The organism is Sutcliffiella horikoshii (assembly GCF_002157855.1).
GTDB lineage: Bacteria > Bacillota > Bacilli > Bacillales > Bacillaceae_I > Sutcliffiella_A > Sutcliffiella_A horikoshii_C.
In genome coordinates, this window is the sequence record NZ_CP020880.1 from 2,214,953 (window position 1) to 2,227,432 (window position 12,480).

Annotated in this window: 12 protein-coding genes; 7 read left to right on the forward strand and 5 right to left on the reverse strand. The window is 39.2% G+C overall.

The window, feature by feature from the left end:
• Positions 1-199 precede the first annotated feature (199 nt).
• The 4 genes from B4U37_RS11375 to B4U37_RS11390 all read left to right on the forward strand — a co-directional run bounded on the left by B4U37_RS11375 (position 200) and on the right by B4U37_RS11390 (position 3,916).
• Entirely contained in the window at positions 200-412 is a 213-nt protein-coding gene (locus B4U37_RS11375) for a hypothetical protein (RefSeq protein WP_010199436.1), read from the forward strand.
• 29 nt (positions 413-441) lie between these two features.
• Entirely contained in the window at positions 442-924 is a 483-nt protein-coding gene (locus B4U37_RS11380) for a spore coat protein (RefSeq protein WP_088018316.1), read from the forward strand.
• A gap of 319 nt (positions 925-1,243) precedes the next feature.
• Complete coding sequence (locus B4U37_RS11385) at positions 1,244-2,182, forward strand: transcriptional regulator (RefSeq protein ID WP_088018317.1); 939 nt, start codon at positions 1,244-1,246, stop codon at positions 2,180-2,182.
• A 93-nt stretch (positions 2,183-2,275) separates the two neighbouring features.
• The gene (locus tag B4U37_RS11390) at positions 2,276-3,916 is read left to right on the forward strand and encodes an AMP-binding protein (protein WP_245839956.1); all 1,641 of its coding nucleotides are present in this window, start codon (positions 2,276-2,278) and stop codon (positions 3,914-3,916) included.
• A 30-nt stretch (positions 3,917-3,946) separates the two neighbouring features.
• Here B4U37_RS11390 and ltaE read toward each other — a convergent pair whose 3' ends face one another.
• A complete protein-coding gene (gene ltaE, locus B4U37_RS11395; RefSeq protein ID WP_088018319.1) occupies positions 3,947-4,978 on the reverse strand; it encodes a low-specificity L-threonine aldolase in 1,032 nt (343 codons plus the stop codon).
• 163 nt (positions 4,979-5,141) lie between these two features.
• On the opposite strand from ltaE, the gene B4U37_RS11400 reads away from it, so the two are divergent.
• Both B4U37_RS11400 and B4U37_RS11405 read left to right on the forward strand, forming a co-directional pair.
• Positions 5,142-6,383 (forward strand): MFS transporter, encoded by a 1,242-nt coding sequence (locus B4U37_RS11400; protein WP_088018320.1) that lies wholly within the window; start codon positions 5,142-5,144, stop codon positions 6,381-6,383.
• Between the two features lie 90 nt (positions 6,384-6,473).
• Positions 6,474-7,541, forward strand: a complete 1,068-nt coding sequence (locus B4U37_RS11405; RefSeq protein ID WP_088018321.1) for a DUF3900 domain-containing protein — start codon at positions 6,474-6,476, stop codon at positions 7,539-7,541.
• Positions 7,542-8,170: 629 nt separating this feature from the next.
• On the opposite strand, the gene B4U37_RS11415 is transcribed toward B4U37_RS11405, so the two are convergent.
• Genes B4U37_RS11415 through msrA form a run of 3 tightly spaced genes read right to left on the reverse strand, consistent with a single transcriptional unit; the run spans position 8,171 to position 10,374 of the window.
• On the reverse strand, positions 8,171-8,563 hold the full coding sequence (locus tag B4U37_RS11415; RefSeq protein WP_088018322.1) for a VOC family protein: 393 nt from the start codon (positions 8,561-8,563) through the stop codon (positions 8,171-8,173).
• A 26-nt stretch (positions 8,564-8,589) separates the two neighbouring features.
• Positions 8,590-9,780 (reverse strand): DHH family phosphoesterase, encoded by a 1,191-nt coding sequence (locus B4U37_RS11420; protein ID WP_088018323.1) that lies wholly within the window; start codon positions 9,778-9,780, stop codon positions 8,590-8,592.
• A gap of 48 nt (positions 9,781-9,828) precedes the next feature.
• A complete protein-coding gene (gene msrA, locus B4U37_RS11425) occupies positions 9,829-10,374 on the reverse strand; it encodes a peptide-methionine (S)-S-oxide reductase MsrA (protein WP_088018324.1) in 546 nt (181 codons plus the stop codon).
• A gap of 241 nt (positions 10,375-10,615) precedes the next feature.
• Here msrA and B4U37_RS11430 point away from each other — a divergent pair, with 241 nt between their 5' ends.
• A complete protein-coding gene (locus B4U37_RS11430; RefSeq protein WP_088018325.1) occupies positions 10,616-12,145 on the forward strand; it encodes a hypothetical protein in 1,530 nt (509 codons plus the stop codon).
• A 42-nt stretch (positions 12,146-12,187) separates the two neighbouring features.
• On the opposite strand, the gene B4U37_RS11435 is transcribed toward B4U37_RS11430, so the two are convergent.
• Positions 12,188-12,460 (reverse strand): hypothetical protein, encoded by a 273-nt coding sequence (locus B4U37_RS11435; RefSeq protein ID WP_148966218.1) that lies wholly within the window; start codon positions 12,458-12,460, stop codon positions 12,188-12,190.
• Between the last annotated feature and the right edge of the window lie 20 nt (positions 12,461-12,480).

Sequence of the window (12,480 nt, forward strand, 5' to 3'; positions counted from 1 at the left end):
AGGTCCTCATCGCACAGAATAAAAGTCTTCCCCTCCAGCAAGGGCCCATCAAAAACTAGCGTTTATTGCATATTATTAATAGTTTTTACGCCTATTTTGCTAAATCTAGTAAAAATGGACGTTTGCTAGGGGACAGGCGTCCACTCTCTTCTCTCGTAAATACATAGTATGTGGTAGATAAGAAAAAGGGGGTGTAAGAATGGCAGATAGCAAAGATATGCAACGAGAGATTTCAAAACTCACCCAGGCAACAACAAACATGATGCTTCAAAATGTTTTAAAGAAACACAATGTGAAACTAAGTGGAGATAACTTCTCCAAAGAGCAAAAAGCGCAGCTGAAGAAATTGGTTGCAGACATCCAGGACTCTTTCGGGAAAATGGAAAAACTTCAAAAAGAAGAAAAAAAATAAAAAATTTATCAAAATGGGGGATTTAAATAATGAGTAAAGATTGGTTATTCGGTGGAAGAAGCTGTGGCTATGATCATGGCTGTGGAAATAATGGTGAATGGAATGCTTTAGCAGCAGGAAGCAGACATCCACTTGACAATGATGGTGTAGCTCAAGAGGCTGACCAAGTAAACAAAATGATTCAAAAATCTTATGAGCAAATAGTAATTAAAGATTCTTGCGATATTGAAGTAACAACTACTGACACAAAAATTGCTGTTTCTCTTCAAGCTGCAATTCAAGCTGCTATCGCTCTAGTAATCAGTGTAAGTATCGCAGATAGCAACAAAGCTGAGCAAGTAATCCAAGAATTGCTTCAAAGCTCCAAATCCGTACAAGTAAATCACCAACAAACGTATATTCAAAACTCTCGTGGTGTAAAAGTAACAACTACAGACACTGACCTAGTACTAAACATCCAGCTACTTCTTCAACTATTGATTGCACTTGTTGTAGCTGTAGACATTTTATAATCTTGCTGAAGACTTGCCCGCTTCAGCCAAAGTTTTCAAAAAAAACACCTGCCATGTAACACTCCTTCTTATCTAAAGTGCCGGAAAAAACACCTGCAATTCCTGCCAAAGCATATCCTAGCCTCCTTGCTACCCATCTTACACCACACCTAAGAATAGTTCGGAAAAGTGAAGACCAGAAAGTTGGTCTTCTTTTTATTGTTTGGTGGAATGACAAATCTAGTCTTTTGCCTAGTTTTCTTAAAAACACGCGCAAATCCATGGCACTCTCATAAGATAGTGTAGTTAAATAACCTATTTTAAAAAAAGGAGTTACGTTATGCGAGAGAAAAATAACAACCTGCTTCCCACCCCTAAATTATACCATCAGAGGGAATCCGTCTCGTCCAACCAGCAGGATTTTCGAAAAAACTATTTAGCAGAAATTTTGAAACAACAAGAAGAAACGAATTTGACTGTTTCTCGGACAGTTAAGAAGATTAATGAACAATTACAGCATAGTATATCTACCCAGGAAAATAATCATCAAATTCTACTGGATAAGTTATACTCCCAGGAAGAAGCTCAAAAAGATTTGTCAGAAATGATAGCATTTCAAGATTTAAATGTCCGGAAGGTATACGACAAAGTACTTGTGCACGAAAAAAGTCATGAGGATTTTACCCTTAAACTAAATAATCAAGATAAAAATTATGGGCAACTTCTAGAATTATTAAAAGTCCAATCATTATTAAGTGAGGAACTTCAAGAGAATATCTCATCACATGAAGAAAGCAGTAAAGAGGTAAAGCAAAGACTGGATAAATTAGAAATGTCATTGGAAGAAGAAAAGCTATTGAGTCAGGCTACATTAGATCAGTTGGCATTCCAAGAGAATCTGACCCAAGGCATTCACACCAAGTTAGAGAAATATGAAGAATTGTATGAAGACATACATTCAAAATTACATGATCAGGAACATTTTTACCAAGAAATAAATAATAAATTACAAGTTCAAGAAATGTTTCACCAATCAGTAATGGAGCGTATGGACAGCCAAGATATTGCCTCCCAGAAAATTGCCGAACAGCTCAACACCTTGAGACAAACGTTGGTGGATAAATTGGAAACCGCCATTTCTTCCATTGATAGCAAATATAAGCAAACACTAAACTACTTGAGTGGAAGTATGATCGGGTTAAAAGAAAGAATTATTCAAAAGCCTCCAGTTGAAAACGAAAATAATGAAATGAAAAAAGTAGAAGTGAAGCAAGAGTAGTCTTCGGGCTGCTCTCTTTTTTCGTTTGATTTTTCTGAAGATTCATACTAATATTTAACTAGCACTTACTTTTCTATTATGGAGGTTTGGACGATGGCAGAGTTAGTACATAAAACAATTGGTGATTTATTTGATGAAACCGTAGCACGTTACCCTGATAAAGAAGCTGTAGTGTATGTGGAAACTGGATTGCGCTATAGCTATAAAGAGTTTCAGCAAATCTGTAATCAAGTATCGAAAGGTTTAATGAATCTAGGAATTAAAAAAGGAGATCATATTGCCGTTTGGGCAACTAATAAACCTGAATGGTTAATTACCCAATACGCCAGTGCAAAGATTGGAGCAGTTTTAGTAACAGTCAATACTAGCTATCAATTGAAGGAACTAGAATATCTGTTACGTCAATCAGAATCCACCACCCTTCTTCTAATGGACAACTTTAAAGGGGTAAGCTACTTGGATATGCTTCAAGAATTATGTCCAGAGCTTGCAAACTGTGTTCCCGGAGAACTAACATCTACTCGTTTACCTAAATTAAAGAATGTCATTTATATGGGCAGCGAAAGTCACCCTGGTATGTTTACATGGGATGACTTGTTGAATAATTCATCTACCATTACAGATGAAGAATTACTGGCCAGGCAAAATAGTACAAATTATGAAGATGTCATCAACATGCAATATACATCTGGGACAACAGGCTTCCCAAAAGGAGTCATGCTCACCCACTCCAATATCATCAACAATGCCATTAATGTGGCGGAATGCCAAAAGCTTACCGCTGAAGATAGAATATGCATTCCGGTTCCGTTTTTCCACTGCTTTGGATGTGTGATGGGAACTTTAGCTACTGTGGCTACAGGAGCGACGATGGTTCCTCTGGTTATGTTTGATCCACTATTGGTTTTGAAAGCGGTGGAACAAGAAAAATGTACAGCCCTTTACGGAGTTCCAACTATGTTCATCGCGGAACTAAATCACCCTGACTTTGAAAAATACGATTTATCCAGTCTACGAACTGGTATCATGGCTGGGTCTCCTTGTCCGACGGAAATTATGAAAAGAGTGGTTCATGATATGGGAGCAAAGGAAATTACAATCGCATATGGGCAAACGGAGGCCTCCCCTGTCATTACACAAACACGCCCATACGACAGCATTGAGAGAAGAGTTTCCACTGTTGGAAGCGCTTTAGATAATGTGGAAGTGAAAATTATTGATCCTACAACAGGTGAACATGTGCCAAATGGAGTCCAAGGCGAGCTTTGTACCAGAGGTTACCTTGTCATGAAAGGCTACTATAATATGAAGGACCAAACGAAAGATGCCATTGATAGCCAAGGCTGGCTTCATACCGGTGACCTCGCGACTATGGATGATGATGGGTATGTCGTCATTACAGGCAGACTAAAGGATATGATTATCCGTGGTGGAGAAAATATTTATCCCCGTGAGATTGAGGAATTTTTATACTCCCATCCGAAAATTTTTGATGTACAAATTGTAGGAGTTCCAGATGAAAAGTTCGGTGAGCAGGTTGCTGCATTTATAAAAATCAAACCGGGCGAAAGCTTAAACAGTCAAGAAGTCAAAGACTATTGCACTGGAAAAATATCAAAATATAAAATCCCTTACTATGTAGAGATTGTAGACGAGTATCCAATGACAGCTTCTGGAAAGATCCAAAAATATAAACTCCGAGAACATGCCGTAAATACACTTGTGAGAATATAAAACGGTAAGGGGATTGTACCCCTTACCGTTTTATTTTCTTGATTTCACTATTTCATCAATCGTATTAATAACTGTCTCCATATCTCTTCTGCTCACATCAAAATGAGTGGTAAGTCGAACCAACGTTGGTCCAAACGTAACAGCCAAAACACCCTTCTCTTTTAATGCTTGTACAAATTGATCTGCCTTCATGCCCAAACCGGCTACATCCACTACCACAATATTCGTATCAACCGCATTTACTATTGTCAAAGGGTTCATTCCCCTTAAACCATTTGCAAGAAACTCCGCATTTTCATGATCCTCTGCAAGTCTTTCTGTCATTTGAGTTAAAGCTATTAACCCAGGTGCTGCAATTATTCCAACTTGCCTTAATCCCCCACCGAGACGCTTTCTCCATTTTCTCGCTCGTTTAATGAAATCGTTAGATCCGGCAATGATCGAACCAACCGGTGCACCCAAACCTTTGGACAAACATATTTGTACCGTATCGCAATGTTTGGTGAACTCTCGAATAGATAAGCCAGTACTTGCAGCGGCATTAAATAGTCGGGCTCCATCCACATGAACAGGGATACCATTTCTTTGTGCCACTTTATAGATTTCTGCCATGTTTGATACAGGCACTACTGCCCCTCCAGCACGATTATGTGTGTTTTCTATACAAATCAGACCTGTTTCAGGAAAGTGTTGATCTTCTCCACGTATAGCAGATTCTATATCTTGTGGATTCATTATCCCGTTTACACCTGGAATGGTTCTGGTTTGGACTCCTGCCAATGCGGCAACAGCACCAGATTCGTAATAAAAAATATGAGACTCTTCTTCTAGTAATATCTCATTTCCTGGTCGGCAATGTGTCAATACCGCGATTTGATTTCCTTGTGTTCCGCTCGTAACAAACAGTGCGGCTTCTTTTCCGAGAATTTCTGCCGCTTTTTCTTCTAAAAGTGTAACCGTCGGATCTTCTCCGTATACGTCATCTCCAACTTCTGCTTCATACGATGCCTTTCTCATTTCTTTAGTAGGTTTTGTTACAGTATCACTTCTTAAATCAATCATCATGTTAATCCCCTTCTCTATTTTTCTTACAGTTTACCAGAATCTTAATTATTTCGCATTCCGTAAAATAATCTACCATCAACCTTCCTTCACGTGCTATGATTATTTAATATACATATGTTGGCTTTTCCTAACCACATTCATCAAAGGAGTTCATTTTATTATGCAGGCACAAAAAGTCAAATTAGCGACTTCAAATCCCGAAAGTTCCACGGTCTATCCGATTCTTTTTATTATAGGTCTTGTCCACCTGTTAAATGATGCATTACAATCTGTAGTTCCTGCCCTATTCCCCGTGTTGCAAAATTCCATGGGGCTGACCTTTACACAACTGGGACTGATTGCGTTTGCGTTAAATGCGACATCTTCGCTTATTCAACCCGTTGTGGGAATTATTACAGATAAGAGACCTTCTCCATATGCCCTGCCAATTGGACTTACTTTTTCCTTATTCGGAATTATCGGCTTGGCATTGGCACCAAGCTTTTGGGTGATTATTATTTCCGTATTGTTCATAGGATTAGGTTCTGCCGCCTTCCACCCTGAAGGTTCCCGCGTTGCCTATATGGCGGCAGGAAACCGCAGAGGGCTGGCACAGTCCATATACCAGGTAGGAGGCAATTCAGGTCAGGCTTTAGCACCGTTGATGGCAGCTTATATCCTGTTGCCACTCGGACAAAAAGGCGTGTTGTGGTTTACAATAGTTGCCGCCGCAGCTGTGATGTTACTTTTATACATCGCTGCCTGGTACAAACAACAAGTAGCATATTCAAACAGACCGTTAAAACAAAAGAAAACTATCACAGTTAAATCAACCGATAAATCCATTGGTAATAGACGGATCATCACCTTTTCCATCTGTTTGCTAATTTTTCTAGTATTTGCTCGTTCATGGTTCCATGCAGGTATCACCAACTTTTATGCTTTTTATGCCATAGAGAACTACGGCATACCTATCGCTGACTCACAAATATATATTTTCGTGTTCTTAGGTGCCGGTGCTGTAGGTACATTTTTCGGAGGACCATTAGCAGATCGTTTCGGGAAGAGGCTGGTGATTTCTCTTTCTATGCTGGGGTCCGCTCCACTTGCATTGTTGTTGCCTTTTGTAGGTCCGACACTTGCCTATCTCCTTGTTGCCATAATCGGATTCATCATCCTTTCTAGCTTTTCTGTAACAGTAGTGTACGCTCAAGAGCTGGTTCCTGGCCGAATAGGCTTGGTTTCCGGGCTTATTGTAGGACTGGCGTTTGGTATGGGGGCCGTGGGATCTGTTGCGCTTGGAGTCCTGGCAGATTGGGTCGGGCTAACAAACACCATCATATTTACTGTAAGTCTACCCTTTATTGGATTGCTAACCTTCTTCCTTCCTAGTGATCAGAAAGTCAGAGAAATGCATAATTAAAGGAAAGAAAGGGTCCCTGTTGACCCTTTCTTTCCTTTTGCCTATACTTGTTAAAGTGCTTAAAGATACCTAGCGAAAATGGTGATAAAAATGGATTTTGATATCAAGTCATTAGCCTTTTACCTGATTGAAGTAGAAGGCAGTGGAGATAACGCCAAGAAACAATATAAACCAATGGCAGTATTAGATGAAACTACATATGAAGAAAGTGCATTAAAACCTTTCCTAGACGGGGAATTGATGAAAATCACCAAAAGGAAGGTAGATCGACATCCTAAAAATGAACAAGTTCCAACAAAGATTGGGAGATTCATGGTGGAACCTGGGTATGACCTTGGCTCAAACCCCAACTTTAATCAATTCAATCGAATCAAACAGGCCGAAAGCTTAGAAGCTTTTTCTTCTGCGGCAGATGAAATAGCATCCACCTATACAGATACAACGGCGGTAAGAGGTGGCGTACTAATTGTCACCAGGGCTAAATTAAACAAATATTTTGATGAGCCTTTTGTATTTATTTTAAAATGTGACTTTGAACAAAAAGTCGCTTCCATCACAAATGAACAGACGCTGATTCATAATGTCCAAATGGCCATCACTACAAAAAACATGAAGTCCATTCAATATCCCTTCATGGTGGAGGATGGAATGGTAGAAGAAGGAGAATTAAAGATTCATCAGTCCTCTCATTCTCGTTACTTCGAGGATTTCTTAAAGTATGTGGAATATGGAGAGTCGATGCCAGAAATCATTAAAAACCAAGTGATGGGGATGGTCCACCAAGAAATTTCCGAAACCTATCATGATGAAAGCGAAGAAAAGGAAAAGGTGGAGCAAGCAATGGAAGCCTGGGCTACATCACCGAAACGCGAACTTCAAGAACGGTGGTCCGACGAGCAAGTGATAGAGGCTTCTTCCTCTATCATTGAGCAGACACCAGATATTGAGTTAAAATTCAAGCTAGATCATATCTCTGTGAAAGGCTTGCTGGCGGACTTTGGTGAAAATGTTCATATAGCGAAAATCAATAACCGGTATGTGGTTCTTCTTGAAGGGGATTATCTGCAATTCGAAAAGAATGTGTCACCAGTAGAGATGTTGAAACCGAGTGAATTGACGATGATTTTAGAGAGGTTAAATAAAAAATACAGTTCCTAACCTTACTTCTAGGAATAATTTAAACAAGCTTTGAGAGAATAAGGACAAATACCTTTTAGGGGTGACAATCATGGATTGGATGTCCATCATTCGGTATGCTTGTTCTATCACCGGAATCATTTGTCTTGGCTTCACGTACAAACATATGTTAAAAAGCTCACGCGAAAAAGGGAAATCTATGGATAGGAAATAAGTAAAGATATAAATCTTTAGTTGATTGGTTAATCGCCGCTGTTCCTTTCCGCAAATGGCTTCGCTTTCCGCGGGACGGTGCTTGAGCCTCCTCGCTGCGCTGTGGGGTCTCAAGCTACCGTTACTCCCCCGCTGGAGTCTCCGCCATTTGCTCCAATTCACAGCTAGAAATTACGTAAAGGTTTGTTAATGCCTTTACAGTTAACTCAATTAGCAGGTTTTTGAAACTTAAGTTCAACGAAGTAACCTTGTTGATTGGAGTGGAAGGCGCGCAGACGCCCGCGGGAGGAAGGGACAGGTGAGACCCCGCAGGTGAAGCCGAGGAGGCTCACGGACCGCCCGCGGGCAAGCGAAGCGCCTGGAACGGAAATCAACTGTTTAATTGCATTTTTCTCAATAAAAAAGAAGGCTGGGATGTTTTACTCCCTGCCTTCTCTTTATTTTACCGGTGTTTCAAACAGCTCAATCCATTCTCCATCTGGACCTGCAAAAAAGATATATCTTGCTCCATTTGGTAAGGTTGTAATCTCCTGTTCAATAAAGGTGACATCCAAACTTTTCAACCTCTGGCGTTCCGCCTCTACATCATCCACCGTTAAAGCGATATGATGGACTTTCCCTTCAACGGGGAGATCGTCATTATAGCCTTGAATAAGTTCCAACTCCGTTTCTTCCCTTTTTTCAAATCCAAGAAACGCAAGCTTTATCTCCCCATTTGGGTGATCTAATTCCCCCTTTAAAGAAAAACCGACCACCTCTGTATAGAATTTTATTGATTTCTGAATATCTTTCACCATGATCCCAACATGTTCTAATCTTTTAATTGCCATATTTCATCTCTCCCACCATCTAAATGTTAGTTTGTTTTTAATCTTCTAATGTTTTCTACAAGGAAATTGACATACTCCTCGTCTTTAACCAACCATGCTGCATATTTTCTTTTAATAAACGTTTCTGCTTCCTGAAAAGAGGAAAAGGTTGTATCCAAAAACTTTTCCTTGTTTTCCACCTTCCATGTCCCGTCTTCTTTCGGTAAAAGAAACAATGTTCCTTTTTCTTTTGAATCATACAACACACCATTAGGTGATTCTTTTACATTGAAAACATTGTGAGGCGCGTCTTGTTTGAGAGGATTTAACGGGAATGCCTCCGCTACAAAAAGCTTGTACGCCTGCTCATTTAAACTACAACCGGATGCCTTAGCATGGCCACCCCCATCAAATTTACCGGCCACTTGCGAAACATCGACATCATCATGTATGGTGCGCAAGCTGATACGTTTGCTTCCCATATTAATCATAGCTATATAGTCCAAATGGGGATTTTCCTTTCCTAAAACATTTCCAAGTTCCGAAAGAAATGATTCAGCGTGGACAATTCCAACCCAATTATCACCAACAGGCTTTTGAATAATTTCTCTGCGTTTTTTTCGCAAATACCTTTCTAGTTTTTGCTCTTCCATGTCAAGGATTTGTGTTTCAAAATCATCAAAATCGAATTTAGCGGCACTTGTTAACTTTTGAAGCATTCTCGATTCAAAGTCATCAATTGAAATCATATATAAAAGGTCGTTTAATCTTTTTGCCTTCGTATTCTTATTTTGATCCCATTCCCACGTATCATATTGACGTATCAATTCAACCACTTCATCTAGTGGTTCAGTACGGGCTATTAAATCCTGCTCTAACAAATATTCATAGAATAAAGAAGTGGCACTTGTCAGTCTGCCATCCTCATATTCAACAGTAACAGAAGCCCAACTATATTCATTAAGATGAATGGCAGTTTTATGATGATCGATAAATTGAACAAATCCATCTTGCTGTTTTGCAAAATGGTCGAGTTTTTTGGCATTCTCCTCATTTACCGATAAATCTGTTATGTATATTTGATGTCGCGGTGTTGCTTCTTCCATAAACTCCGCAACCTGATAATTTAAACTCCCTACTGAATTATAATGAACCTTAACTTTCTCATTAAACGCAAGCTTGGCCAATATCCCGCAGCCTACCCCATCCAGGTCATTGTGTGTAAAAAGATGAATCAATTGTAGTCCCCCTTATTCATATTGGGTAAGCATTTTCACCACCCTCACTTACTTTGTATATTCTTCTCCCCAGTACTCTTTTATATGAGCATCTCTTCCTGATTCTTGACGTTCTTGTTTATATTTTTCAGGATTTTTCTTATAAAATTTTTGATGATATTCTTCTGCTTCATAAAAAGGTGTTGCCGGTTTAATTTCAGTAACAATTGGCGTTTTATATCTTCCGCTTGCTTCTAACTCCTGTTTAGTTTTCTCAGCAAGCTCTCGCTGTTCCTCATTATGATAGAATATAGCCGTTCGGTACTGACTGCCTCTATCAAAAAATTGCCCTCCATCATCAGTCGGATCAATTTGAGGCCAGTATAACTCCAATAATTTTTCATAAGGGAAAAGTTCAGGGTTAAATTCAATCTGGACTGCTTCGTAATGACCTGTTGTCCCTTTTTTTATATCTTCGTATGTAGGATTGGAGATGTTACCGCCCGTGTAACCGGAAATTACTTTTTCAATGCCAGGCATCTCGTCAAAGGGTTTGACCATGCACCAAAAACATCCTCCAGCAAAGGTAGCGAGTTCTGTTTTGTTCGTTGTCATAATGTCGTATTCCTCCATCTATAATGTGTGTTTGATGGAATTTTACACTAACTACCTAGTAGTTACAATAACTACGCTCAAATACAGCGTTTTAGTTTACATAATAAGGTTATATAACACCTTATATAAATTGAATAGTTAAACATTTTAATGATGGCGTTTACAATGATTTACACTTTCCAAAGAGTATTGTACGATAATTCTTTGTGAAAAAAAGAACGATAGGAGTCTGATTTATTAAATGATAGAACAATTTTCAAATATTGAATTAATCAATCAGTTTTGGCTAATACTTTTCTTCCTTGTCCCGATAGTATTGGTATCAAGGATGGTTGTGGCTGGAACTAGGTTTTCCCCTATTCTTATTATTGTAATACTTGGTTTAGGATTGGGCTATTTACTTGTAAACACAGGGGTTGCGACACCTGGTTTGGTTGAATACCCTTTTATTGACCTTATGGCGAGAACCACCATTATCGCCTTGACGGTATCTTTCTTCGTAGGCGGTCAAGAACTTCGAAAAATATTAGGTAATAAAGACTTGGATGTGGAAGATACGGTTGTCGTATCAGATGAAGAGACTTTCTTAGGTACTTCAAGAACACAATTGTTCTTTATCGTCCGTGCCTTCTTCCTATTATTTGGACTAGAAGGAATCACAAGGATGATTCTTTCAGATGGTACTCAAAGTTTTGATAGTGTGTATCCAATGATTGCTTATATTGGAATTATTGGATCTGTTCTACTTATTGATAACAAAGCTAAACTTCAGAATAAGAAACAGTACATGAATAAAGGTATCGTAGAAATGGTAGCGATTATCCTGTTACTTGTAATTTCTTATCATATTGCAATGTGGATAAAGCCAATAATTGCTTTGCCACAAATCTTCTTTGCAATGATGATTGCGGCTGCTTTAGGCGCTATTTTCTATAATTGGAGTTTTGGACCAACCATCCGTGCATTATTGATTGCAGGTATCCCGGTTGTATTGGCGGCCAACTTTATGGTTGGTGGTTCGCGTATAGGCGACGCTTTTGCCATCGATGGGATGAATGCTGTATTGGCCTATGGATTCTTCGGCCAGTTGTTCTGGATGTTTGGTGGAATTGCATTGATCATGTTCTTTGCTAAAAACGCCAATACAAGAAACCTTGCTCCTGGTATGGCAGGTTCTCTATCACATTCTGGTTTAACTGGCGCATGTACAGCAGGTGATTTTGGAAAAACTGCTGCAAAACGTGCTCCAATCATGATTAACATCCCGTTTTTCGGTCATATATTTGTTTTTTCTGTACTTGCTATAAGTGCGGAAAGAGGCAGTCTTTGGATACTTCCTTCTTTGTTAATTGTTGCGGTCGGTGTTAGTTTAACGATACTAGCATTGGTCAACTTAAGAAAAGCTAATGGAGAGGATAAAAAAGAAGTAAAAGCATTGATGCAGTTCTCTTTCGGTTGGCAAATGTGTGCGGTATTCGGCGGATTGGCTTTACTGAGTCTAGGCACGATGTCTATTGACTATGCTGCTATGGCTCAATCTTCTGCTATTTCTCATTTTGGCTTATTTGCGGCAATTCAAGGAGAGATGTTTGGTGCTGATGCTGCCGCATTAATTCCTTTCATTTTCTCGATGCCATTCCTGGTTCACCCGCTTGTATTCTTCATGTTTGGAAAAGCAATGGAGAACAATGGTGAGATGCCAATAAAACCTGTTTATACTTTGGCTTTACTAGGTGTTGTAGGTGTAGCTTACGCAATATTCTTTGTATAAAGTATTAAAAAGGCGTTCGGTATTGACCGAGCGCCTTTTTGTTTATTGCATTTTCTTATTATAATAGTCTACCGAATACTGGGCACCTTCACTGACCATATTGTTATCTTGGATATCTTCTGGATCTGGGTTCCCTGCTTTTTCAATTGGCAAATCCGTTTTTCTGAATTTTAATGGAACTAGTTTATTTTTAACTTTTTTAGAGTATTGAACAATCTTTTCTCTGTATGGCTTGTATGCTAATAATCCTGCTCCGGTGAGGCTAGCGGCTCCTGCCACGATTAAAGGTTTCTTTAGTTGACGAGCATTCATCATAAACGCCTCCTGTTTAATAG

Bases quoted from the DNA above. Each gene is read 5' to 3' on its own strand.
- B4U37_RS11380 (WP_088018316.1), top strand. From the start codon at position 442: ATGAGTAAAGATTGGTTATTCGGTGGAAGAAGCTGTGGCTATGATCAT.
- B4U37_RS11375 (WP_010199436.1), top strand. From the start codon at position 200: ATGGCAGATAGCAAAGATATGCAACGAGAGATTTCAAAACTCACCCAG.
- B4U37_RS11435 (WP_148966218.1), bottom strand. From the start codon at position 12,460: ATGATGAATGCTCGTCAACTAAAGAAACCTTTAATCGTGGCAGGAGCC.
- ltaE (WP_088018319.1), bottom strand. From the start codon at position 4,978: ATGATTGATTTAAGAAGTGATACTGTAACAAAACCTACTAAAGAAATG.
- B4U37_RS11385 (WP_088018317.1), top strand. From the start codon at position 1,244: ATGCGAGAGAAAAATAACAACCTGCTTCCCACCCCTAAATTATACCAT.
- B4U37_RS11415 (WP_088018322.1), bottom strand. From the start codon at position 8,563: ATGGCAATTAAAAGATTAGAACATGTTGGGATCATGGTGAAAGATATT.
- B4U37_RS11430 (WP_088018325.1), top strand. From the start codon at position 10,616: ATGATAGAACAATTTTCAAATATTGAATTAATCAATCAGTTTTGGCTA.
- B4U37_RS11405 (WP_088018321.1), top strand. From the start codon at position 6,474: ATGGATTTTGATATCAAGTCATTAGCCTTTTACCTGATTGAAGTAGAA.
- B4U37_RS11390 (WP_245839956.1), top strand. From the start codon at position 2,276: ATGGCAGAGTTAGTACATAAAACAATTGGTGATTTATTTGATGAAACC.
- msrA (WP_088018324.1), bottom strand. From the start codon at position 10,374: ATGACAACGAACAAAACAGAACTCGCTACCTTTGCTGGAGGATGTTTT.
- B4U37_RS11400 (WP_088018320.1), top strand. From the start codon at position 5,142: ATGCAGGCACAAAAAGTCAAATTAGCGACTTCAAATCCCGAAAGTTCC.